The sequence below is a fragment of the Archangium violaceum genome (genome assembly GCF_016859125.1).
In the GTDB taxonomy this organism is placed as follows: Bacteria; Myxococcota; Myxococcia; order Myxococcales; family Myxococcaceae; genus Archangium; species Archangium violaceum_A.
In genome coordinates, this window is the sequence record NZ_CP069338.1 from 5,762,686 (window position 1) to 5,785,496 (window position 22,811).

Annotated in this window: 19 protein-coding genes; 14 read left to right on the top strand and 5 right to left on the bottom strand. The window is 68.7% G+C overall.

What is annotated here, in order from left to right:
- Positions 1-246 precede the first annotated feature (246 nt).
- Genes JQX13_RS24710 through JQX13_RS24720 form a run of 3 tightly spaced genes read left to right on the top strand, consistent with a single transcriptional unit; the run spans position 247 to position 3,442 of the window.
- On the top strand, positions 247-717 hold the full coding sequence (locus JQX13_RS24710) for a hypothetical protein (RefSeq protein WP_203411374.1): 471 nt from the start codon (positions 247-249) through the stop codon (positions 715-717).
- Positions 718-767: 50 nt separating this feature from the next.
- Positions 768-2,105, top strand: coding sequence for a sensor histidine kinase (locus JQX13_RS24715; protein ID WP_239015341.1), 1,338 nt, complete (start codon positions 768-770; stop codon positions 2,103-2,105).
- Entirely contained in the window at positions 2,105-3,442 is a 1,338-nt protein-coding gene (locus JQX13_RS24720) for a sigma-54-dependent transcriptional regulator (RefSeq protein ID WP_203411376.1), read from the top strand. The genes JQX13_RS24715 and JQX13_RS24720 overlap by 1 nt, the downstream gene beginning before the upstream one ends.
- Positions 3,443-3,447: 5 nt before the next feature.
- Here the strand turns inward: JQX13_RS24720 and JQX13_RS24725 are convergent, their stop codons facing one another.
- From JQX13_RS24725 to JQX13_RS24735, 3 genes are read right to left on the bottom strand one after another with little or no spacing between them, the layout of a single operon-like run.
- Positions 3,448-3,864 carry a secondary thiamine-phosphate synthase enzyme YjbQ gene (locus tag JQX13_RS24725; RefSeq protein ID WP_203411377.1) on the bottom strand — a complete coding sequence of 139 codons (417 nt, stop codon included), beginning with the start codon at positions 3,862-3,864 and terminating at the stop codon, positions 3,448-3,450.
- Between the two features lie 31 nt (positions 3,865-3,895).
- On the bottom strand, positions 3,896-4,627 hold the full coding sequence (locus JQX13_RS24730; RefSeq protein ID WP_203411378.1) for an alpha/beta hydrolase: 732 nt from the start codon (positions 4,625-4,627) through the stop codon (positions 3,896-3,898).
- Between the two features lie 11 nt (positions 4,628-4,638).
- A complete protein-coding gene (locus JQX13_RS24735; RefSeq protein WP_203411379.1) occupies positions 4,639-5,448 on the bottom strand; it encodes a peptidylprolyl isomerase in 810 nt (269 codons plus the stop codon).
- Between the two features lie 231 nt (positions 5,449-5,679).
- Here JQX13_RS24735 and JQX13_RS24740 point away from each other — a divergent pair, with 231 nt between their 5' ends.
- From JQX13_RS24740 to JQX13_RS24750, 3 genes are all read left to right on the top strand, one after another.
- A complete protein-coding gene (locus JQX13_RS24740) occupies positions 5,680-8,841 on the top strand; it encodes a lipase/acyltransferase domain-containing protein (protein ID WP_203411380.1) in 3,162 nt (1,053 codons plus the stop codon).
- A 73-nt stretch (positions 8,842-8,914) separates the two neighbouring features.
- On the top strand, positions 8,915-10,315 hold the full coding sequence (gene sitA5, locus JQX13_RS24745; RefSeq protein WP_203411381.1) for a SitA5 family polymorphic toxin: 1,401 nt from the start codon (positions 8,915-8,917) through the stop codon (positions 10,313-10,315).
- Positions 10,316-10,355: 40 nt separating this feature from the next.
- Positions 10,356-10,811 (top strand): SitI3 family protein, encoded by a 456-nt coding sequence (locus JQX13_RS24750; protein ID WP_203411382.1) that lies wholly within the window; start codon positions 10,356-10,358, stop codon positions 10,809-10,811.
- On the opposite strand, the gene JQX13_RS24755 is transcribed toward JQX13_RS24750, so the two are convergent.
- Complete coding sequence (locus tag JQX13_RS24755) at positions 10,797-11,828, bottom strand: alpha/beta hydrolase (protein WP_203411383.1); 1,032 nt, start codon at positions 11,826-11,828, stop codon at positions 10,797-10,799. The genes JQX13_RS24750 and JQX13_RS24755 overlap by 15 nt on opposite strands.
- A gap of 154 nt (positions 11,829-11,982) precedes the next feature.
- Here JQX13_RS24755 and speD point away from each other — a divergent pair, with 154 nt between their 5' ends.
- The 7 genes from speD (at position 11,983) to JQX13_RS24790 (ending at position 19,575) form a co-directional block, all read left to right on the top strand.
- The gene (gene speD / locus JQX13_RS24760; RefSeq protein ID WP_343211135.1) at positions 11,983-12,279 is read left to right on the top strand and encodes an S-adenosylmethionine decarboxylase; all 297 of its coding nucleotides are present in this window, start codon (positions 11,983-11,985) and stop codon (positions 12,277-12,279) included.
- The gene (locus tag JQX13_RS24765; RefSeq protein WP_203411384.1) at positions 12,276-14,174 is read left to right on the top strand and encodes a DUF4178 domain-containing protein; all 1,899 of its coding nucleotides are present in this window, start codon (positions 12,276-12,278) and stop codon (positions 14,172-14,174) included. Before speD ends, JQX13_RS24765 begins: the two co-directional genes overlap by 4 nt.
- Positions 14,175-14,186: 12 nt before the next feature.
- Positions 14,187-14,336 carry a hypothetical protein gene (locus tag JQX13_RS24770; RefSeq protein ID WP_203411385.1) on the top strand — a complete coding sequence of 50 codons (150 nt, stop codon included), beginning with the start codon at positions 14,187-14,189 and terminating at the stop codon, positions 14,334-14,336.
- Between the two features lie 5 nt (positions 14,337-14,341).
- Entirely contained in the window at positions 14,342-14,569 is a 228-nt protein-coding gene (locus JQX13_RS24775; protein WP_395825166.1) for a DUF350 domain-containing protein, read from the top strand.
- 25 nt (positions 14,570-14,594) lie between these two features.
- On the top strand, positions 14,595-16,091 hold the full coding sequence (locus JQX13_RS24780; RefSeq protein WP_203411387.1) for a polyamine aminopropyltransferase: 1,497 nt from the start codon (positions 14,595-14,597) through the stop codon (positions 16,089-16,091).
- Complete coding sequence (locus JQX13_RS24785) at positions 16,082-17,716, top strand: NAD(P)/FAD-dependent oxidoreductase (RefSeq protein WP_203411388.1); 1,635 nt, start codon at positions 16,082-16,084, stop codon at positions 17,714-17,716. The genes JQX13_RS24780 and JQX13_RS24785 overlap by 10 nt, the downstream gene beginning before the upstream one ends.
- Positions 17,717-17,901: 185 nt before the next feature.
- Positions 17,902-19,575, top strand: a complete 1,674-nt coding sequence (locus JQX13_RS24790; RefSeq protein ID WP_203411389.1) for a DUF4215 domain-containing protein — start codon at positions 17,902-17,904, stop codon at positions 19,573-19,575.
- Between the two features lie 66 nt (positions 19,576-19,641).
- Here the strand turns inward: JQX13_RS24790 and JQX13_RS24795 are convergent, their stop codons facing one another.
- Positions 19,642-21,003 carry a hypothetical protein gene (locus JQX13_RS24795; RefSeq protein ID WP_203411390.1) on the bottom strand — a complete coding sequence of 454 codons (1,362 nt, stop codon included), beginning with the start codon at positions 21,001-21,003 and terminating at the stop codon, positions 19,642-19,644.
- Between the two features lie 222 nt (positions 21,004-21,225).
- Between JQX13_RS24795 and JQX13_RS24800 the strand changes: the two genes are divergently transcribed.
- Positions 21,226-22,671, top strand: coding sequence for an ATP-binding protein (locus JQX13_RS24800; protein ID WP_203411391.1), 1,446 nt, complete (start codon positions 21,226-21,228; stop codon positions 22,669-22,671).
- Positions 22,672-22,811: the final 140 nt, after the last annotated feature.

Below are 22,811 nucleotides of genomic sequence, written 5' to 3' on the forward strand. Positions count from 1 at the left end.
GCGGCGTTGCACTCGCGACACAGAGCATCCGCCGTGCCAGGATTTACCTAGAGTGAGGAAGTCACCGGTCTGCGGAGAAACTCCCCATTCCGCCTGCCCGGCCTGGGGGCACCCTCCCCAGAAAGCGCCGGAGGTCTTTGACGGCATCGCCTGTCTTGGGGATGCTGGCCCGTGTCTGTCGGTGACGCTAGAGCCCGGTCTAGGCCGGATGCGCATGCCGCGCGTGCGGAGGACGGGAGCGAAGGTATGCGGTACCTCTTCATCGCGTTGGTCGCGGGTGGGTTGGGAGTGGGATGCGCGACCCCGAAGGTATCCTCCCAACCCCAGGTGTCGGTCGAGGTGGAGCGGTGGCGGCAGCGGTATCAGGAAGAGCGTGAACGTGCGGAGGCCCTCGCGATGCGGCTCGCCGAAGTGGAGAGTGCGCTCGAAGCGGCGGCCCAGGAGCGCGCGGAGTCCGAGCAGCTCTCCCATCTGTTGGAGGACGAGCTGGACCGCGTGCAGGCGGAGCGGCACTCGCTGGTCGAGCACAACGCGCAGCTGGTGAACCGGCAGAAGGAGCTGACGGAGCTGCAGGAGCTGCAGCAGGAGTTGGAGGACGTGTGGTTCCAGTCGGCGCTCTCCCGGGCCCGGCGGCGCAGCCAGCCGCAGCCCGCGCAACCCGTGCAGCCCCCCGCCGGGCAGGAGCAGCCGCCGCAGGAGGCGAGCAGTAATCCGTGAGGTCACCCGCGTCCATTCGTGGCTACCGCGCGGGCTTCCTGTTCGCGGTGATGCTGCTGTCGGGGGTTGCCGCCTTCACGCTCTGGTCGGAGGTCCGCACCAGCCGTCAGGTGGACGAGCGCGTCCAGGAGGCGTTGGATCGAGCGGGCCTCATCGGCCGCATCCGGGTGGACGCGCTCTCGCTGGACTCGGCCATCGAGGCCCATATCCGCGCCACCGACGACGAGCAGCGACAGATCGCCAACGAGGTGATGGAGGACATCCTCGCGGACATCCGCGAGGCGACCAACGACTACACGCGCAAGCTCCCCCGCAACGACACGCTCGTGGTGTGGCAGCGCTTCAACATGGCCTGTACCCGGCTGGCCCAGCAGGTGCGCGCCGCGGCGGTCTTCTCCCATCGTCAGCAGGCCGAGCAGGCCCGGCACCACCTGGTGGAGCAGGTGCGCCCGCTGGCCGAGGAGATCGACGGGCTGGCGGGACAGCTCGCCCATGAGAACGCGGATGAGGCGCGCATGCTGTTGGAGCACCTGGCCGCCCTGCGCGTGCGCAACCTCGCCTACGGGGGCGTGGTGACGCTGCTGGCGGTGTTCGTGTCGCTGGCGGTGGGCCTGCGCATCACCTCGGTGCTCAAGCGGCAGGAGGCCACCATCCAGGCGCAGATGGAGGAGCTGGACCGGCGCAACCAGGAGCTGGATGCCTTCACCCGGCGTGTGGCGCATGACTTGATGGGGCCGCTGTCGCCACTCAAGGGGTACCTCACGCTGCTGCGGCGCTCGGGGGCGGTGAAGGACGCGCAGGCGCTGGAGCTGGTGTCGCTCTCCGAGTCCAGCGCGAAGCGCATGGGCGAGCTCATCGAGGCACTGCTGCGCTTCTGCCGTGCCGGCACCCGGGGCGATCCCCTGGTGGGTGAGCTGGACACCGCGGTGAGCACGCTGCTGCTGGAGGTGAGTCAGACGGCCGCCGCGCAGGGCGTGGCGTTGGAGCGCTCCCTGGAGTCCGGGGTGCGGGTGCCGTGTCCCTCTCAGCTGCTGCAGATCATCGCGCAGAACCTGCTGTCCAACGCGGTGAAGTACACGGCGGGCCGGCCCGACGCGCGCGTCTCCGTCAGGGTGGCGCGGGAGGGGGGCGAGGCGGTGCTGGAAGTGGTCGACAACGGTGCCGGCATGAGCCCGGAGACGCAGGCGAAGCTCTTCCAGCCCTTCTTCCGTGCGCCGGAGACCCGGGAGATTCCCGGACATGGGCTCGGCCTGGCCACCACCAAGAGGTTGGTGGATGCACACGGGGGCACGTTGCTGGTGCACTCGGCGCTGAACGCGGGTACACGGGTACTGGTCCGCTTTCCCCTCGCGACGGAAGCCGCGCCTCCTGTCCGCGGAGCTGCCTGATGAATCCCACCCGTATCCTCGTCGTCGATGATGATCCCCACGCGAGGGATCTGCTCAAGCGCCTGCTCGGGATGCTCGGAGAGGTGTTCCAGGCCGCGCATCCGAAGGAGGCCCAGGCGCGCCTCGCGGAGGATGGGCCGTTCGATCTGGTGCTCACCGACATGGCCATGCCCAGCGCGGGGGATGGGCTCACCGTGCTGAACGAGGTGCGCGCGCAGCTGCCGGACACGCCCGTCATCGTGGTGACGGCCTTCGGCAACATCGAGGGCGCGCTGGACAGCATCCAGCAGGGCGCCTTCGACTACCTCTCCAAGCCCTTCGACGTGGACGCCATCGTGCGTGTCGCGAAGCGGGCGTTGGAGCAGAAGCGCCTGGTGGAGGAGAACCGTTCGCTGCGCAAGCGGGTGGAGCGTGGCTCCATGGTGGGGCGCAGCCCCGCGTTGCTCGAGGTCTACAAGCAGGTGGCCCGGGCGGCGGCCACCGCGGTGCCGGTGCTCATCACCGGGGAGACGGGCACGGGCAAGGAGATGGTGGCGCGCGCGCTGCACCGGCGCTCACCGCGCTCCAACGGGCCCTTCATCCCCGTGGACTGTGGCGCCATCGCCGAGTCCCTCATGGAGAGCGAGCTGTTCGGCCATGCCCGTGGCGCGTTCACCGGAGCCTCGGGCGCGCGGCGCGGTCTCTTCGAGGAGGCCCATGGCGGCACGTTGTTCCTCGATGAGATTGGTGACGTGGGGCCCAAGGTGCAGGCGCAGCTCCTGCGCGCGCTGCAGGAGGGGGAGATCCGCCGCGTGGGCGAGAGCGCTCCCGTGAAGGTGGACGTGCGCGTGGTGGCCGCGACGAACAAGGACTTGAAGGAGCGGGTGGCCGAGGGGCTGTTCCGGGAGGATCTGCTCTACCGGCTGGACGTGGTGCACCTGCACCTGCCACCCCTGCGCGAGCGGCGTGAGGACATCCCCGCGCTGGTGGAGCACTTCGCGGCGATGCATGCCCGGGGTGGGGTGGCGCCCGTGGTGACGGCGGAGGTCATGACGCGGCTCACCGCGTATGACTGGCCGGGCAACGTGCGGCAGTTGGAGAACGTGATGGCCCGGGCGCTCGCGCTCAACGTGACGGGGGTGCTGGCGCCCCAGGACTTCCCCGAGCCCATCGGGGATGCGCCCAAGAAGCTCAGTGGCCTGACCGGGGACATGCCGAGTCTGGCCGAGCTGTCACGGCGCTACGCGGCCCATGTGCTCCAGTTCGTCGGCGGCAACAAGAGCGAGGCCGCGCGCCTGCTGGATGTGGATAGGAAGACGCTCTACAAGCTGCTCGAGGCCCAGGAGCCCACGGAGTAGGGGGCTCAGCCCACCACGGAGACGGTGAGCCGGCGGTGATGCGGCGAGGTCCGGTGCTCCCAGACGTAGATGCCCTGCCACGTGCCGAGATGGGCTTCGCCATTCTTCACCGGCACGTTGAGCGAGTTCTGCGTCAGCACCGTCCTCACGTGCGCCGGCATGTCGTCGGGGCCCTCGGCGTCGTGGCGGAAGAGTGGGTCTCCGTCCTTCACCAGTCTCGAGAAGAAGGCCTCCAGGTCCCTTCGCACGTCCGGGTCCGCGTTCTCGCACAGCAGCAGCGAGGCGCTCGTGTGGTGCAGGAAGATGGTGCACAGGCCCTCCTGTGCACCGCTCTCCGCCACCGCCCGCTGCACCTCGTCCGTGATGTCGTAGAAGCCCCGGCCCCGCGTCGTCGCCACCGTCAGTTCCTTCGCGCGATACATGGCTTGCCTCCTCGGGGTCCGGGGTTCGGGTTCAACGCTTCTCGAGACGGTTGTGCAGGAACTCCGCCATCCGCTCCAGTACGTCCGGCATGATCGTGTGCGGTCCGTCGAAGGGGATGAGCTCCACCGGCAGCCCCGCGTTCGTCAGCAGGGAATGGAGCCGCTCCGCCGCGTGGAACGCCAGGATGTCGTCGTAGCGCCCGTGGCTCTGCAGCACCGGCATGCCCTCGCGCCGCTCCGCGCGCGCCTTCCACTCGTCCTGGCAGATCAGCGTCCCCGACAGGATGCACAACCCCGCCGGAGCCTCCTCCAGCCGCAGCGCCACGTCCGTCGTCACCATCGCGCCCTGGCTGAACCCGCCCAGGACGATCCGCCCGTAGGGCAGCTTCGTCGCCGTGGACAGCGCGGCGAGCAGGCTCATCACCCCGCGCCGCGCCTGGGCCAGCCCCTCCGGCGTCGAGGCCGCGAACTGCTCCCAGTTCCGCTCCCGCCCCATCAGCACCTCCGGGGGCAGGTTGAACCACGCGGGGACGCTCTGCCCCATCATGGCCTGCTTCAGTGGGGCCGCCGGGAACACGAACCGCACCTTCGGTCCCAGCTCCGGCTTCAGCCCCACCAGCTCCGGTGCCAGGGGCACCAGATCCGTGGGAGGTGCTCCGAAGCCGTGGCACAGCACCACCGCCAGCTCCGGACCCGCTCCCTCGGGAATGGCGTCGACCACCACGCAGTCCAGCTCGCCCAGGCGCGTTCTCACACTCCGCATCACTCGCTCCACTACTTCTTCGGCTGCGTGTCGCTGATCGTCACCTTCTTCATCACCACGTCCTTCACGGGCCTGTCCTGCGGTCCCGTCTGCACGTTGGAGATGCGCTCCACCACGTCGTAGCCCTTCACCACCTCGCCGAAGATGGTGTACCCGCCGTTGAGGCGCGGCTGCGGCGCCACCGTGATGAAGAACTGGCTGCCGTTCGTGTTCCGTCCCCGGTTCGCCATCGCCAGGATGCCCGGCTTGTCGAACGTCCGGCCGCTCTGGAATTCATCCTCGAACATGTAGCCCGGCGAGCCCGTGCCCCTGCCCAGCGGATCTCCGCCCTGGATCATGAAGCCCGGGATGATCCGGTGGAAGAGGATGTCCCGGTACATCGGCGTGTTCTGCTTCACCTCGCCCGTATTCGGATCCGTCCACGCCTGCTCGCCGGTGGCCAGGCCCACGAAGTTCGCCACCGTGACCGGAGCGTCCTTCGAGAAGAGCCTCACCACGACGTTGCCGTGGTTCGTCTCCAGCGTGGCGTACAGCTCCTGGCCGTTCAGCGCCTTCTGCTGCCAGGGCCCCGGCTTCTCCGCGGGAGGCCGCGAGCGGGGCACCGGGCTGGAGCCATGCACCTTCGGCTCCGTGTTCGTCTGGGCCGCCTGGGGCGCCGGATTCGCGGGCGCCTGCGTCCCCGTGTTGGCCGGGGCGCTCTGCGTCGTCGCCTGGGGCGTCGTGCTCGCGGGGGGCGTGCCCTCCGCCTGCTTGTCCTTGTCCTTCGAGCAGGCCGTCAGGGAGAGGAGGAGGAGTCCGGTCGTGAGGAGTCTCGTTCGCATGGGGCGGGCATCCTACAGAGGGAAGGAGTGCTAGCAACCCATGCTCTCGGTGAATGAATCCCTCTGAACCCGTGTTCAGAACCGCTCACGTCGGCCTGGAGCGTTCAGTCCCGTACCGTTGCCCTTTTCCGTTGGGTCGGAAGGGAACCGTAGACTACCGGGGATCGTCAGTTCTCCCGGTGCTCGCGCGTACGAGCGCCCGGGGGCGAGCCCCCTCTGCTGGAGGTAGTCATGGCCGCCGTCATCAAGGATGTCGTCGTTCTTCTGCCGGGTCTGCTCGGCAGTGTGCTCAAGCGGGACGGCAAGGAGATCTGGGGACTGTCCGGTAGTGCCATCTTCCGTGCCCTCTTCAGCGGCGCGGGCAGCGTGAAGTCCCTCACGCTGAAGTCCGACAGCGGGGGCGAGCTCGCCGACGATGGCGTGGAGGCCACCGCCGTCCTGCCCGACACGCATCTCATCCCCGGGCTGTGGAAGGTGGATGGCTACACCCGCGTGGCGGAGACGCTGGTGGGGAAGCTGGGGCTCATCCCCGGCGCGAACTTCTTCGAGTTCCCCTACGACTGGCGGCGAGACATCCGCTTCACCGCGAAGCGGCTCGCTCGCGAGTCCGAGCGGTGGCTCCATGCGTGGCGCAACAGCAACGGCGGCTCCAAGGATGCGCGCCTCATCCTCGTGGGTCACTCCATGGGCGGCGTCGTGTCGCGCTACTTCCTCGAGTGCCTCGGGGGATGGAAGGACACGCGCGCGCTCATCACCTTCGGCACGCCCCACCGTGGCTCGTTCATGGCGCTGCAGGCGCTCGCGCTGGGCTTCCGCAAGAACCTGGGGCCGGTGAACCTCTTCGATCTGTCCGAGATGGTGCGCTCGCTCCCCTCGGCGTACCAGCTCCTGCCCACGTACCCATGCGTGCAGCTGCCCGATGGGAGCATCGTCCGTCCGGGCGAGGCCCAGGGCCTCGGCCAGCTCGATGCCGTCAAGGCCGCGGCGGGACTCGCCTTCCAGCGGGAGATCGAGCAGGCGATCGAGACCAACGCGAAGAGCACCGGGTACCTCGACCCCAAGCGGGGCTACGCGCTCTACCCGGTGGTGGGCAGCACCCAGCCCACGCTGCAAGGGGTTCGCCTCACCGCGTCCGGAGCGCTGGAGATGCTTCACAGCGATCCGGATGGCACGGACCACGGGGGTGATGGCACGGTGCCACGCGTCTCCGCGCTGCCGCTGGAGGAGCGCCACCAGGTGCGCGTCATGTACAGCCCCACGTCTCACGCCTCGCTGCAGAACGCCTTCGAGGTGCTGGCCCACGTGGAGGGCGTGCTCACCGGCCAGCTCATCAACCTCGACAAGTACCGGGACAGCCTGTTCGGGCCGTCGCCGCGGAGCCTCTCACTGTACCTCGAGGATGCGTTCGGGCACGACGAGCCGGTGACGGTTCGTGTCCGCCCCTCGGCCGAGCCCGTGTCGCTCCAGGCCTACGTCACGAACGTGAAGACGGGCCAGTCGTTCTCGACGGAGCTCACGCGTGACGCCGATGGCTTCCACGTGGGCACGTTGCGCCCGTTGCCTCCCGGCCTGTACCGCGTGAGCGTGAAGGGGGGCCCCGAGGTCATGCCCGTGACGGACGTCTTCGCCGTCTTCCACCGCGCGGGCCAGCTGCCGGAGGACGAGGAGGATGTGGTCGACCAGCTGGTGCGTTTCTCCTTGCCGCCGCAGGATCCGGAGCGGAAACGGTCGGTGGAGCCGCATTCCGCCTCGCTGGTGAAGCCTCCGCCGGAGGCGATCGATGCCCCGGCCGCGCTGGACGAGGGGCAGCGAATCACCCGCTACCCCTCGGTGGAGCCGGTGGTGCCCGCGCGCCCTGGACAAGCGCTTCCCCTGACGGTGGACCTGGCGCTGACGGAGGTGGGCTCGGCGACGGAGTCCGCGGGGGTCACCGTCTCCGGGCTGCCGCCCGATTGGAAGGAGCTCCCCATCAAGGTCCGTCTGCTCTGCACGGAGATGACGTTCCGGGCGGGGGCGGACACGGGCGTGGTGCTGGTGCAGCGCAACGCCGAGTCGATCCCCGCCACCCTCACGGGCACCGTCAACCCGGGCGCCTCGGGTGAGCTCACCGTGGTGGCCACCTTCGAGTATGGAGGCCGCTTCTGCGGCGCGGCCCGCCGGAGCATCCCCATCGAGTCCGCTGGCGCGGGGAGCGCGGATCCGTCCTCCTCGCGCTCCCCCTCGATGCCGCCCCTGCCCGGAACGGCGCCGGCTTCCGCCGGGGCGACGGATGAGGGAAAGGGGACGTTCGTGCTCGAGGCCGGGGCCGAGAAGCCCCACCTGACGGTGCAGATCCACCGCCTGGACCGAGGCAACCCACGGCGCCTGTACTGGATGCTCCACGTGGCGGTGCCATGCGAGGGACTGCCGGCCCGGCTCTCCGGAGATCTGGACCTGGGCTCGGACCCGGCCGCCTTCTTCCAGAGCGTGGCCGCCACGGCGCGCGAGCTCCGCTCGGGCGAGCACTACAACTGGTTCCTCGGGCTGGGGAAGCTGCTCTACCAGCGGACGCCGAACGCGTTCCGGGAGACGTTCCGTGCCCTGCGCAAGCAGTACGGGCCGGGCTTCCCCATCCAGTTCATCACCGATGATCCGCACGTGCCGTGGGAGCTGATGGCGCCCACGGATGTGCCGGACGCGGAGTTGCTGTGCATGGATCACCCGGTGGCGCGGTGGCTGCTCGACTACCAGACGTCGCTGACGACGCGCCTGACGCAGGGGGACATGCTCACCATCGCCCCGGACTACCAGTTCCACCCGCACCTCGCGCCCCTTCCGCAGGCACAGGCGGAGTCCCTGCAGCTCGCCAGGCGGTTTCGCGCGGTGCGCGTCGCGGGCCGGCGCCAGCCCGTGCTGAGCCTGTTGGGCGGGAGCTACGGCCGGCCCGTGGGGCTGGTGCACTTCGCCGGGCACGGCAAGTACAGCGCGAACAACGAGGTGTCGCCCTCGTGCGTCTACCTGGAGGATGGCGAGCTGCGGACGCTCGAGGTGCGCAACTCGATGACGATGCTGGGGCAGCGGTCCCGGCCGCTCGTCATCTTCAATGCCTGCGAGGTGGGCACGTCCACCGACATGCTCGGTGGCATCGGGGGCTGGGCCGAGACGTTCGTGAGCGAGCAGTTCTCCGGCTTCATCGCGCCCCTGTGGCCCGTGCAGGACGCGCACGCGCGCAACGCGGTGGAGCAACTGGTGGCGGACCTGAAGGTCAATCACCTCACCGTGGGCGAGGCGCTCCGGCGTCTGCGTCAGAGCGAGGCGAAGACGTCACCCACGTACCTCTCCTATGTGTTCGTGGGGGACGTGATGGCGAGCTTCGCCCAGGCGGTCTCCGCGGCTCGTAACGTCGCGGCGTAGGCCCGGCGCGCTGGTGCTGACACGGGCCCTCACCGGGGACGGGAGAGGGCCCGGAGCTTCCGAGGGAGTCCCCATGCGACCCGGATGGATGGCCGTGCTGTTGCTCCTGCTCGTCGGCTGCGGCACCGCCACCCGGGTCGTGCGTCTGGATACGGGACAGGGCACGCCTCTCGTCCACTCTCCACGTGGCGGCCATGGGGCGGTGCCGCTGCGCGAGGGCGAGCTCCGGGATGCGATGGAGGTGTTGGTCCGGGACGTGCGGCCCGCCTCGAGGCCCCTGCGATTCGCCCGGGCGTTGATGTTCGAGTCCTGGCAGGAGGAGGTGCATCTGGAGTGGACGGGCCGGCGGTTGGTGCCCGGTTCACCGGAAGCCCCGCGACTGCATCCGGAGCAGGACGGGTTGACACGCGGTTATGAGCTCTGGTGCGAGCGCGGGCGCCACACACGGGACTGCCTTTCGCTGTTGAGGGACACGCCCTCGCTCGATGCGGATGGGCGGTACACGCTGGCGATGGCCATCGCCGTGGACGCGGTGTGGGACGAGACGAAAGCGGCGCTGGCGGAGATGGCGGACCCGGAGGCCGTGCGGGCCAACATCGTGTCCGCGATGGCGATGTACATGATGTTGTGGTTGCTACCCGAGCCATTGTCGAAGGGACTTGCCGCGACGCTGACGGCTGGGCTCATCGCGTATCTGGGCATCGACACGGTGTGGGGGTTGATTGGAGGCTGGATACGGCTGGTGGGGGAGGTGAACCAGGCCACGACCTTCGGGCAACTGCGAGCGGCGGGGGAGCGGTACGGCAAGGTGATGGGCAGGCACGCGGCACGGGCCTTCGTGCTGTTGGCGACAGCGGCCATCGGAAACACGGCGGGGCTGGCGACGAAGGGGCCGGGGCTGCCCGGCTACTCGCGGGCCGCGGTGTTGGCGGAGGCGCAGGGGGGCTTCCGGCTGGCGGCGGTGGGTGAGGTGCAATCGGTAGCGGTTTCCGCCGAGGGCGCTTTCACCATCGCGCTGGCTCCGGGCGCGGTCGCGATGACGGCCCAGGGGGGGCACTCACCTGGCAAAGGGTCTCTGACAGGGCGCCCGACTCGGCCTGCTCCCAATGATGACGACCCGGTCAATCTCAAGGCGATTGAGAGAGAGAACGAATCGGCACGAACCCTCGCGGATGACGGTTACCAGGTGGAGCAAAACCCTCCGCCCAAGCCGAACGGAAAGGCACCCGACTATAAGATCAACGGAGAGTATTATGATTGTTATGCGCCAAGCTCCTCACGCGCTCGCAATATCGCCGACCGAATCTTGAAGTTCAAAGTCGAGCCTGGACAGGCGGATAGGATTGTTCTCAATCTCGATGACAGTGGGGTCTCGCTCGATGCGCTGAAACAGCAGTTCAAGGACTGGCCGATTCCTGGTTTGAAGGAGGTCATTGTTGTAAGAGGGGGCAAGGTCATACCGCTTTTCCCGTAAGGACTGTTCCATTGCCAGCCGTGTTCAGGCGGAGAGTGTCATGAGTCTGGAGTATGGTCTTGAGTTGTCGACCGGTTTGAAGCCCCAGGAACTCTTGCGGCTGCTGGAGGCCCAGCTCGCTTTGTCATGGGGCAATGAGAAGTCATTGAGAGGTCCTGCGCTCTGGATTGATTGCGTGGAAGCCTCCCGTGCCGGACGTGAGAGCATCGAAGAGGGATTCCACTTCAGCCCGGACGTGCTCGTCATCTTCCGGCTCGATTCCAACAGCGGCGAATACGAAGAAGGCCACCGGGTCATGCTGCGCGCGACGATGCTCCTGCTGGAGCACGGCCAGGACGGTGTGCTGCTCTTCAATGGAGAGCACATCCTCCTGCAAAGGATCGCGGGACAGTTGGTGTTGAACGCGGACGCCAGGAACTGGACGGACGGGCTCCGGCTGGAGAATGAAATCCGGCTCCCTCACGAGAAGCGCTCCCTGCCGTCACCGCTGCTGTAGCCCTCCGGGAGTCTCGAGCGCCAGGGCCACCATCGTCTCGGTGATGTCGCTCGGGTAGTAGTTGGAGAAGCCGGGCACTCCCGTGAGCGCCGCCTCGGCATGGTCCATGTCGTTCAACCGCACCACGCGCGAGCCCGGGACCTCCGCGTCCACCGCGTTCACCATCCCGTCGCACGCCCAGCCGTAGCGCTCGTGCACGTAGGCGCACAACGGCCGCATCAGCGAGCGCCGTGACAGCCGTGACGTCGCCAGCGCCACCGTCGGGATGTCCGCGGGGTAGGGGTGCTGGCGCACGAACGCCATCCGCCTCGCGTACGACAGATCCTCCACCGAGGCCGCGTCCCCCTGGAACAACGAGGGGAAGGTCACATCCAGCAGCCGCCTCAGCGCGGGTGTCGTCACCAGGTCATTGGCGATGACCGAGCCGCCGAACGGTGCCTGCAGCGCCACCACCGCGCGTACGTGACGGCGCAGCTCCGGGTGGAGCGCCAGCGTGCTCATGGCCTCCACGCCTCCCTTGCTGTGGCCCACCAGCACCACCGTGCGGCGGAAGTGGATGGCGTCCAGCAGCGCGTCGCGCACCACCTCCACGTTGTCCAGGAGCCGCCCCTCGGTGTCCACCGCCACCTCGCGCGTCTCCAGCCCCCGCTTCTCCAGGCGCCGCTGGTTGTCCTCCAGGTAGCCGGGCACCTCGTCTCCCAGCATCCCCTTCACCAGCAGGTACAGGTGGCGCTTCGCCTCGTCCGGCAATACCGGTTCGTCCTCGCGCACCCGCTGGTGCACCTCGCGGAAGCGGGCGGTGATGTCCGTGGGCGGTGCCGTCTCGGCCTTGAACCACCCGGCCAGGCCCGTGCTCCCGGGGCCCGAATCGCTCCGGGCCTCGGGCAGTCCGCGCAACGAGCGCAGCATCCGCGCCACCGCGCCCGTGGCGGGGGTCCGGAGGGTGTTGGGGGCGGGGCGCTCCCCGTCGGACGGAGGGGGAGCGGGGGAGGGTGGAACGCGTTCCTTCTGCGGCATACGGACCCGGAGCGTATCAGGGCCGGGCCCGTTCGTTCTCCAGGCCACAGAAGGGAGGCGTCCGTGGTAGAAGGTGGACGTTCCACGCGGAGGAAGGACGCTGACGACCGGACAGGAATGGCTGGTGGATGCGAGCGGGTGCTCTGCGGAGCGCTTGAAGGACGCGAGTGTGCTCGCGGCCCTGTTCGAGGAGCTCATCGTGCTGTTGGAGTTGAAGGTGGTGGGTCAGCCGCAGTGGCACGTCTTCCCGGAGCCGGGCGGTATCACCGGCCTCACGCTGCTGGCGGAGAGTCACCTGGCCGTCCACACCTTTCCGGAGCACGGTTTCGCCGCGCTCAATGTCTATTGCTGCCGCCCTCGCTCGCGCCCGGACTTCGAGGCGCTGCTGGCGCGGCACCTGGGCGCGGCCTCCTGCCGTGTCCGTGAGTTGCCTCGGGGGGTGGGGGCGTGACGCAGGGTAATTGCCCCTCGTGTGGGGCGCCGATCGAATTCACCGCGGGCACGGCGTTGGTGGTGGTGTGCGGCCACTGCCAGACGGTGGTGGCCAAGAAGGGCATCAGGCTCGAGGCGCACGGGAAGATTGGCGCCATCGTCGATACCGACTCGCCCCTGCAGCTCAACGTGGAGGGCCGCATTGGCCGGAGCGGCTACCGGCTGGTGGGCCACCTCCAGAAGGACCACGGCGCGGGGCCCTGGGACGAGTGGTACGTCGAGTTCGACGACGGGCGCACCGGCTGGCTCTCCGAGTCCGAGGGCGCCTTCCACCTCCTGATGGCCTCGGGCACCGAGCCGGGCCTGTCGTACGATGACTTCCCGCCCGGCTTCCGCTTCAGCCTGCGAGACCACCGGCTGGTGGTGGAGGAGCGCGGGCACGGCCGGGTGGTGGCCGCCGAGGGCCAGTTGCCCAGTGACGTGGACCCGAGCGCGGACAGCTACTACGTGGATGCCACGGGCCCGCGCGGTGTCTTCGCCACGCTCGATTTCGGCACGGGGACGAGCGACCCCGAGGTGTACGTCGGCAAGAAGCTGAAGCTGGAGGAGCTGGGCATTCCTCCGGACCAGTTCCGGCCGAAGGTGAAGAGGGTGTCGCTGCAGCAGGCGCGCTGCTCCAACTGCAACGGCTCGCTGGAGCTGCGCGCGCCGGACCGGACGAAGCGCGTGGCGTGCCCCTACTGCGGCGCGCTGCTGGACGCCAGTCAGGGCAAGCTGGCCTTCCTCCAGCTGCTGGAGAAGCCGGACCACGCGCCGCTCATTCCCCTGGGAGCCCGGGGCAAGCTGAAGGACGCCGAGTGGGTGTGCATCGGCTTCCTGGTGCGCTCGTGCCACGTGGAGGGCGTCCGCTACCCATGGGAGGAGTACCTCCTCTTCAACCGGTCGCACGGCTTCACCTGGTTGATGAACTCCAACGGGCACTGGGTGTTCCTCGAGCCGTTGGACGCGGGCGACGTGGCGGTGGCCGAGGGCATCGCCGCGCACCTGGAGGGAAAGCGCTACCGCGCCTTCCAGAGCGTGACGGCCGAAACCGAGACGGTGCTGGGCGAGTTCTACTGGGAGGTGGAAGCCGGCGAGACCGCGGAGGCGGAGGAGTACGTGGCGCCGCCGTACTCGGTGAACGTGGACCGCACCGAGAACGAGGTGTCGTACACGCGCGGCGAGTACCTCTCGCCCGAGGTGGTGCGGGAGGCGTTCCAGCTCAAGGAGCCCCTGCCCACGCCCCATGGCATCGCGCCCAGCCAGCCCGACCCGCACGCGAGCTCGCCCATCTGGAAGTGGACGGGTATCTGGGGCGCGGCGCTGCTCGCCGTGTTCCTCGTGGTGAACATGATGGCCGCCAAGGAGACGGTGCTGGTGCACGAGGTGCGCCTGCCGCCGAACGTGCGCTCCGGCACTCCCGAGGCCATTCAGTTCAGCGAGCCCTTCGAAATCCACAAGCGCGGCAACGTGCGCGCCGAGCTGCTCGCGTCCGTCAGCAACAACTGGCTGGGTGTGCAGGGCGACCTGGTGAACGAGGCGACCGGCGAGGTGGTCAGCTTCTACGAAGAGGTGAGCTACTACTACGGCAACGACTCGGGTGAGTCGTGGAGCGAGGGTGGCCAGCAGGAGGTGGAGTACCTGTCCGTGGTGCCGCCGGGGCGCTACGTGCTGCGCACCACGGCGTACTTCGACGGCCTGTCCCACGGGCGCGACTACAGGGTGACGCTCGTGAGCGATTCCCCGCGTTTCCTCTGGTTCTTCTGCGCGTTGGTGCTGCTGCTCATCGGGCCCCTGGTGGCGTTCTTCCGCTCCTCCAGCTTCGAGTCGGCGCGCTGGGCGGAGAGCAACCTGGGCTCGGACTCGGATGATTGAGGGAGGGTGTCCATGAAGTACATCGGTGGAGTCATCGTCATCCTCTACGCCCTGATGGCGTTCTCGGGCTGCGAGCCCTTCACCCGCTCGGAGCGGGGCCGAGCGGGCGTGCTTGGCAGCGGAGTTCGCACCAGGACCGGCGGTTTCATGGGAGGGAAGTGATGCTTTTGGGTGTGCTGGCAGTGGTGGTGAACGTGGGCAACCTGCTGGCGAGCGTCGTGTACTCGCTGGTGGGCCTGGCGGTGTTCGTGGCGGGCCTCTTCGTGTTCCGCCTCATCATGCCCTTCGACGTGCACAAGGAAATCGAGGTCGACCAGAACACGGCGCTCGGCATCGTCATGGGTTCCTTCATCATCGGCCTGGCCATCATCGTGGCCGCGGCCATTTCGGGCTGACGCCCCGCCTCGGGCAGTACCCGCTTTGAACAAGACGCTCCTCTTCGTCACCGTCCTCGTCATCGCCACGTGTGGGCTCATCTACGAGCTCATCGTCGGCGCGCTCGCCAGCTACCTCCTCGGCGACTCCATCACCCAGTTCTCCACGGTGATCGGCTGCTACCTGTTCGCCATGGGGATTGGCAGCTGGCTGTCGCGCTTCATCGAGCGCGGCGTGCCCCAGCGCTTCGTGGAGATAGAGCTGGGCGTGGCGCTGGTGGGCGGGGCGTGCGCGCCGCTGCTCTTCCTCACCTTCGCCCTCACGGACATGTTCCGGGTGGTGCTGTACGGGTGCGTGCTGGTCATCGGCACGCTGGTGGGGCTGGAGATTCCCCTGCTGCTGCGCATCCTCAAGGACCAGCTCAAGTTCAAGGACCTGGTCAGCCAGGTGCTGACGTTCGACTACCTGGGCGCGCTCGCGGCGAGCATCACCTTCCCTCTGCTCTTCGTGCCGAAGCTGGGGCTGGTGCGCACCTCGCTGCTCTTCGGGTTGCTCAACGCGCTCGTGGGCCTGTGGAGCACGTGGCTGCTGGCGCCGGTGCTGGCCCACCCCACGCGGCTGCGGGTGAAGGCCGTGGTGCTCAGCCTCCTGTTGGTGGTGGGCCTGGTGCTCGGCGACAGGTTGACCAACTTCTCCGAGGAACACCTCTACTCGGACGAGGTGGTGCACGCGACGAGCTCGCCCTACCAGCGCATCGTCGTGACGCGGGGCAAGCGGGGCTTCTCGCTGTACCTCAATGGCAACCTGCAGTTCTCCAGCGTGGACGAGTACCGCTACCACGAGGCGCTGGTGCACCCGGCCATGGTGCGGGCGGGCAAGGTGGAGCGGGTGCTGGTGCTCGGCGGTGGGGATGGGCTCGCGGCGCGCGAAATCCTCCGCTACCCCGAGGTGAAGACGCTCACGCTGGTGGACCTGGATCCCTCGATGACGGAGCTCGCCACGCGCTACGGCGAGCTGGCCACGCTCAACGCGCATGCGCTGGCGGACCCGCGCATGCGCGTCATCAACACGGACGCGATGGAGTTCCTCCGCCAGGAGAGCGGCACCTGGGACGTCATCGTGGTGGACTTCCCGGATCCGAACAACTTCGCGCTGGGCAAGCTGTACACCACGGGCTTCTACAAGCTGCTGAAGCGGCGGGTGGCTCCGGAGGGAGTGGCCGTCATCCAGAGCACCTCGCCCCTCTATGCCCGGCGCTCCTTCTGGTGCGTGGACACCACGCTGAAGGCGGCGGGCTTCTGGACGCAGCCGTACCACGCGTTGGTGCCCTCCTTCGGTGAGTGGGGCTACGTGCTGGTGGCCCACGAGGGCGTGCTGCCCCGCCGTCCGCTGCCCCAGGGACTGCGCTTCCTCTCGGACGAGACGCACGCCTCCCTCACCCAGTTCCCCATGGACATGGGGCCGCTGCCGGCGGAGGTGAACCGGCTGAACAACCAGGTGCTCGTCCACTACTACGAGGAGGAGTGGCAGCGGTGGAACTGACGCGGCGGGAGCTCGTCGCCGCGTTCCTCGGCTCGGCGGTGGCGGCCAGCGCGTGCCGGAGGACGGGCGCTCGCGAGCTGGTGCCCGGCGCCATCGTGGACCGGGCGGTGGACGTGGGCCACAAGCTGCGCGGGGGTCCGCTGCCGCGCGCGGCGGAAGCCCAGACGGTGGACGTGCTGGTGGTGGGCGCTGGCGTGGCGGGCCTGAGCGCGGCATGGCGGCTGGCGGCCGCGGGCGTGAAGGACGTGCGGGTGCTGGAGCTGGAGTCGGAGGCGGGAGGCACGTCGCGCTCGGGGCGCAACGCGGTGTCCGCATACCCGTGGGGCGCGCACTACCTGCCGGCTCCGCTGGTGGACTCCGGGCCGGTGATGCGGCTGCTGCGTGAGCTGGGCGCGGTGACGGGCGTGGACGCGCACGGCGCCCCGACCTTCGAGGAGGAGCTGCTCATCCGCGAGCCCGAGGAGCGCCTCTTCTACAAGGGCGAGTGGTACGAGGGCCTGTACCTGCGTGCCGGAGCGAGCCCGGCGGACCTCGCGGAGCTGGAGCGCTTCGAGGCGAGGATGAACGCCTTCGGGGCGGCGCGTGACGCGAAGGGGCGCAAGGCCTTCGCGGTGCCCACGGCGCTCTCGAGTGATGACGCCGAGTGGACGGCGCTCGACCGGGTGACGATGGCGCGGTGGATGGAGGCGGAGGGCTTTCGCTCGCCGCGGCTGCGCTGGCTGGTGGACTACGCGTGCCGGGATGACTACGGCACCACGGCCGAGGGCGTCTCGGCGTGGGCGGGCATCTGGTACTTCGCCGCGCGGCAGGACGGGAAGGGGGAGCGCAGCGAGGGCTTCCTGAGCTGGCCCGAGGGCAACGGCCGGCTGGTGCATCAACTGGTGTCCTCGCTGGCGCCGGGGCAGGTGGAGCGGGACGTGCTGGTGCACACGGTGGAGCCCGTGGAAGGCGGCTGCCGGGTGGACGCGGTGGAGGCGGGGACGGGGAAGCCTCGGGCGTACCGGGCACGGCAGGTGGTGCTGGCCTGCCCTCGCTTCGTGGCGGGGCACGTGGTGGCACCGTGGCGCGAGAAGCGCCCCGAGTGGCTGGGGGCCTTCCAGTACGGGCCGTGGGTGGTGGCGAACCTGACGCTCTCGGAGCTGCCGGTGTCCTTCGGTTTCCCGCTGGCCTGGGACAACGTCTTCTACGAGAGCCGAAGCCTGGGCTACGTGGTGGCCACGCACCAGCGGTTGCGCATGGTCGAGCGCGGACCCACGGTGCTGACCTGGTACCTGCCCATGGCCGGGCTGGATGTGAAGGCCGAGCGCCAGAAGGTGCTCTCCGCCGGCTACGCCGAATGGGAGGGCCTGGTGATGGCGGACCTGTTGGCCGCGCACCCGGGTATCGCCGGACAGGCCCGGCGCCTGGAGGTGATGCGCTGGGGGCACGCCATGGTGCGTCCCTCTCCGGGCTTCATGTGGGGCCCGGCGCGCTTCGCGGCCCAGGAGAGCCTGGGTGACGCGCTGCACTTCGCGCACTCGGACCTGGGCGGCATGGCCCTCTTCGAGGAGGCCAATTGGTTCGGCGTGAAGGCGGCGGAGAGGGCCCTGAAGGGATTGGGCCGCGCGGATCCGAGCTGGCTCTGATTTGCATCGAGCGTCAGGTCCGCGAACAGGCGGCCCGTCTGGTGGCGGCCCTCGCCTCGCGGTGAGCCAACAGGCGGCGGTGTGGCACGGACCAGCAACCGGGCTGGTTCCTCTCCATGTAACCACGTGTAGCCGCGGTCGGACCGATTGACACTCCGGGCCTGGGACTTCCAGCATTCGCCCTCATGTCAATTCCTCCTTTCAGATCGCGGCTCGCGGGCCTCGTGCTCGCCTCGCTTTTCGTCTCGCTCATGTCCTGCGGAGGTGGTGACAAGAACCCACCAGGAGGAAATGACACCCAGTGCGGCGACGGCGTGAAGCAGGACACGGAGGCCTGTGACGACGGCAACGCGACGAGCGGCGATGGTTGTACGGCGCTCTGCAACGAGGTCGAGCCGGGTTGGGCGTGCGTGGAGCCCGGCCAGGCCTGCACGCAGGGGCTCGATTGCGGCAACGGTCTCGTGAGCGTGGGCGAGACCTGCGACGACCGGAACAAGACCGACGGCGATGGTTGCTCCGCCGTATGCGTCACGGAGCCCGGCTGGGCCTGCCTGCCGACCGGCGGTCGCTGCTGGGCCGCCGCGTGTGGTGACTCGTTCATCGCGGGTGACGAGGACTGCGATGACGGCAACGCGCAGGAGGGAGACGGCTGCGGTGCCACGTGCCGCCTCGAGTCCGGGTACAAGTGCGAGCAGCCCGGTCAGCCCTGCACGCCCATCGTCTGTGGTGACAAGGTCGTCGAGGGGACCGAGCAGTGCGATGACGGCAACCACGACATGGGTGATGGGTGCTCGCCCCTGTGCCAGCGGGAGCCCCGGTGCTCCAACGGCACCTGCCAGTCCGTGTGCGGGGATGGCGTGATGCTCCCCGGTGACACCACCGAGCAGTGCGACGACGGGAACACCCGTGCCAATGACGGCTGCTCGCCGACGTGTCAGCTCGAGGCGGGCTTCACCTGCAAGCTCATCGAGAGCGCTCCGCCGCCGACCGTGGAGATCCCCATCGTCTACCGCGACTTCATCGGCTTCAACCAGTCGGGGCACGTCGACTTCGAGAACGCCAACGGCTCGGAGAAGGGCATCGTCGCGGCAACCCTGGGCTCGGATGGCAAGCCCGTCTACGCGAAGGAGGGCGTCAGCTCCAACACCACCCACGGCAGGGCCGCGTTCGATCAGTGGTACCGGGATACGCCGGGCGTCAACAAGACGGTGGTGGGCACGCTGACGCTCGACCGTCAGGACAATGGTTCCTACCTCTTCAGGGACCAGACCTTCTTCGAGCTCGACAACGCGGGCTGGGTGGCCGAGGGCAAGGAGCAGCCGGGCAAGGACAGCAGCGGAGCCCCCCACAACTTCAGCTTCACGAGCGAGGCCCGCTACTGGTTCGAGTACAAGGGCACCGAGGTGCTCACCTTCCTCGGAGATGACGACGTCTGGGTGTTCATCAACGGTCGCCTGGCGCTCGATCTCGGGGGCGTGCATTCGGCGGAGACGGGGACCATCACCCTCTCCGAGAGGGCCGCCGAGCTCGGCCTGACGAAGGGGAAGATCTACGAGGTCGTCGTGTTCCAGGCCGAGCGCCACACCCTGGCGTCCTCGTACCAGCTCACGCTCAACAACTTCGTCACGCGCCGCAGCGAGTGCGTGTCCGTCTGCGGCAACGGCAACGTGGACGAGGGCGAGCAGTGCGATGATGGCGTGAACGCCGGAGGCTATGGCGGCCAGTGCGCTCCGGGCTGTGTGTTCGCTCCCCGCTGCGGCGACAAGGTCTACCACCCGGACCACGGCGAGGAGTGCGACGACGGGAACAACACCAGCAACGACGGCTGCAGCGCGACCTGCAAGCTCGAGATTCGCTGAGCAGCCTCGCTGGGGCGCGCCACGCCAGGCGCGCCCCAGGTGAGCCGAGCCCCTGACCGCGGCGTGTCAGGGCTCGAGGACCGCGAGCCGGCTCCACGTCATGTCGGTTCCGGCGACGCAGTCCGGTCCATTCGGATCCTTCTTGATCCAACCGCCGCTCACGTCCCTCGACTGGTAGCCGACCCGCGCTCCGCCATCCTGGGTGAGCACGATCGAGGGCGTGTGGAGGAACCACGCCCCGACGTCGCAGTTGGGGTAGAGGAAGACCTCGTCCGGCTTCATGGCGTTCGCGGCTTCGACCACCTGGAGCGTCCACTTCGCCTCGGGCTTCTCGCATTGCGCCGCGTCGCAGCTCGCGAGCGCGATGTTGTAGTCGAGCGAGTAGACGACGCGGGGGTGCCCCTGCGCGTCGAGCGCGAGATCCACCCCGTCGGAGAGCTCCGGGTTGGTGCTCAGGGCGAGCCGGCTCCACTTCTCGTCGGCTCCGATGCACGACTCGTCGCAGGCCAGGTAGAGGACCTGCTTCTGCGACTCCGTGCTCCTGGCGAGCAGCAGGATGCGAGGCTTTCCGCTCGGGGTGAGGTCGAGCGCGATCGTCGGCTGGATGGCGATGGCCTCGTTCCCATCATAGTAGGCCGGCGCGAGCGGGAAGCCTTGCCACGCGGCTTCCTGGGTGCAGTCGCCGAGGCATTCGACATAGGCGCCGGTGTCGATCCACCCCTCGGCGTCGTCGTCGAGGCGCGCGATGGTGGCGACGCGCGGGTGGCCCTCGGCGTCGAAGAGGAGCTCGGAGCGGTGCCAGAGCTGCTCGGCGACACGGTACGTCTTCCACGCGCTCGGGTCGTGGCAGTTCGCGTCGCAGGTGACGTACTCGGTCACGGGATCTCCCATGCCGAGGCCGAAGGCCGTGCGGTAGGTGTGGAGCAGGAAGCGCGGGCGCCCCTGGGGATCGAGCGCGAACGCCGGCCCGCTCACTTCCTTCTTCCCACCATGATCGAGGACCGCCGTCACCTTCCAGTCGCTCGTCTTGGTGCAGCCGCTGTCACACGTGCCGTAGTAGACCTTGTCGAAGGCGGACAGCAGCACGCGCGGCTTGCCCTGCGCGGTGAGCGCGATCATCGCGTTGTTGGCCGTTCCGTCGGTTTCGAAGCGCACGAACGAAACGTCCGACGCGCGCTTGCAGCCGTTCGCACAGTAGGCGTAGTACGCGCCGCCTCCCGCGTAATTGGGATAGACCGCGTGTATCCCTCCCGCTCCATCCACTGCGAGTGAGGGCGCCGCGGTGTTGTCACCCGGCGCGGTCGGAAGGAAGAAGTGCGTGGGGGTATCGGAGTTTCCTCCACCTCCACTTCCTCCGTCCTTGCCGCCTCCGCCTCCGCTGGAGCAGGAGCAGGCGTTGAACAGGCAGGCCGCGAGAAGAACACCCAAGGAACGTGCAACGGCAAATCGCATTGGATTCCCCCGAAGAAGAGCCGGGACGCCACTTCTGGGGATGGGCCTAGCACTCCCACGGGCTGATGGGCCAGCGCCGCGTCACCTCATGCCCTTCTCGGGGCCCGGAGGGACGTTGGCCCGTCATCTTCTTGGAAGGTGGGCATTCGAGAGAGCTCGCGCGGGAAGAGATTCGCGTCCAGCGGCGTTGACGGCTGGATGAGCCAGGCCCGGAATGGTCGTGCGGAGTGGTTCGAGTTGTCGGAGGAGGGATGGAGGCGCTCCAATCGCGCCCGGCCGCTCGGTCAGCTCGTTCGTGAAGCGCTGCAGAACGCGTTCGATCAGAACGCGAGTCGGGTGAGGGTGCGTCTGGCCGAGGACGAGGTCCGCATCGAGGACGATGCGCCCGCGGGACTGGCGCGTGACGAGTTCGCCTTCACCGTCTTCCTCGGGGAGAAGGACACGCCCCCCACGTGGCGAGGGCGCAAGGGCCGTGGCCTGAAGGAGATGATCGCCGCGAGCGACCACGCCGAGGTGGAGACGGTGGGGCGCACGCTCGTCTTCGATCACACCGGGCGGCACGTGAAGCCCAACACGCGTCTGGTGGGCACGTGCCTGCGGCTCTTCCGTCGCACGAGTGTCAGCGAGCGCGAGGAGGCCGTCGGGTTGCTGCGCCTCACCATCCCACCGCCCGGGGTCGAGCTGATCATCAATGGCCGCACGGTGCGGACTCCGCGGGTCAAGGAGTCGCTGGAGGACTGCGTGCTGGAGACGGTGGAGCTACACCGCGGAGTGGAGCGGTACGTCGAGCGCGCCACCCGGGTGGACCTCTACCATCCGCGCCCCGGTGAGACGCCGCACCTCTTCGAGCTGGGCCTGCCGGTGGAGCCGCACCACCTCCCGTGGCACGTCGACGTGCAGCAGCGCATTCCGCTGGCGGCCGAGCGCGATGCCGCGAGAGATGCCTACAAGCGCACGCTGGCGGCCATCCTCCTCGAGTCGCTGGCGCCCGAGCTGAACCGTCAGGAGCTGTCGGGCGCATGGGTGACGGAGGTCCTCTCGCACTTCACCCTCAGCGAGGACGCGCTCGAGGCCTACGTGGCGAAGGTGCTGCCGCCGCGCGCGGTGCTGTCGGTGGATGCGCGGACGGATGACCGGGCGCGCCAGCTCGGGGCGAAGGTGGTGGACCTGCGGGGGATGCCGTTCACGGCGCTGGAGCAGCTCGAGACGATCGTCGAGTCCGCGGACGCGTACGTGGAGCGGATGGAGGGCCCACCGCGTGACGTCCTGGTGACCCCCGGGCCCCGCGCCGAGCGCTTCGTGGGCATGGTGCGCTGCCTCTCGCGAGAGCTCATCGGGCGGGAAGTGCGCGTGGAGTTCTTCGAGCGCAAGGTGCGCGACCCGAGCGCCCACGTGGACGCGGAGTACGACCGCGAGCGCCGCGTGCTGCGCGTGAACATGCGGGGGCAGGTGCGGCTGGATGATCCGCTGGCGCCGCAGACACTGGGCATCGTCCTGCATGAGCTGGCGCACGAGGCGGGCGACGAGCACGACTTCGCCTTCATCGACAAGCTGGAGAGCTTCGCCGGCAGGGCGCTGCGCTGTCTGGTGGATCGGCCCGACCTGCTCGCGCCCTATGCGAGCCCGAAGAAGCGGGTGGGTTGATCTCTTTCAGGTTGGTTCACAAGGCCATTTCCCCTCTCCCTCCGGGAGAGGGACGGGGTGAGGGTATCGGGTGAACCCGGGTTGAACCCCCTGTCCACACCGTGGGCCACGGGTTGAAGAACGGGCTCGGCTACCCTCAC

Coding starts and splice junctions, on each gene's coding strand:
- JQX13_RS24710 (WP_203411374.1), top strand. CDS start 247: ATGCGGTACCTCTTCATCGCGTTGGTCGCGGGTGGGTTGGGAGTGGGA.
- JQX13_RS24715 (WP_239015341.1), top strand. CDS start 768: ATGCTGCTGTCGGGGGTTGCCGCCTTCACGCTCTGGTCGGAGGTCCGC.
- JQX13_RS24720 (WP_203411376.1), top strand. CDS start 2,105: ATGAATCCCACCCGTATCCTCGTCGTCGATGATGATCCCCACGCGAGG.
- JQX13_RS24725 (WP_203411377.1), bottom strand. CDS start 3,864: ATGTATCGCGCGAAGGAACTGACGGTGGCGACGACGCGGGGCCGGGGC.
- JQX13_RS24730 (WP_203411378.1), bottom strand. CDS start 4,627: ATGCGGAGTGTGAGAACGCGCCTGGGCGAGCTGGACTGCGTGGTGGTC.
- JQX13_RS24735 (WP_203411379.1), bottom strand. CDS start 5,448: ATGCGAACGAGACTCCTCACGACCGGACTCCTCCTCCTCTCCCTGACG.
- JQX13_RS24740 (WP_203411380.1), top strand. CDS start 5,680: ATGGCCGCCGTCATCAAGGATGTCGTCGTTCTTCTGCCGGGTCTGCTC.
- sitA5 (WP_203411381.1), top strand. CDS start 8,915: ATGCGACCCGGATGGATGGCCGTGCTGTTGCTCCTGCTCGTCGGCTGC.
- JQX13_RS24750 (WP_203411382.1), top strand. CDS start 10,356: ATGAGTCTGGAGTATGGTCTTGAGTTGTCGACCGGTTTGAAGCCCCAG.
- JQX13_RS24755 (WP_203411383.1), bottom strand. CDS start 11,828: ATGCCGCAGAAGGAACGCGTTCCACCCTCCCCCGCTCCCCCTCCGTCC.
- JQX13_RS24770 (WP_203411385.1), top strand. CDS start 14,187: ATGAAGTACATCGGTGGAGTCATCGTCATCCTCTACGCCCTGATGGCG.
- JQX13_RS24790 (WP_203411389.1), top strand. CDS start 17,902: ATGTCAATTCCTCCTTTCAGATCGCGGCTCGCGGGCCTCGTGCTCGCC.
- JQX13_RS24800 (WP_203411391.1), top strand. CDS start 21,226: ATGAGCCAGGCCCGGAATGGTCGTGCGGAGTGGTTCGAGTTGTCGGAG.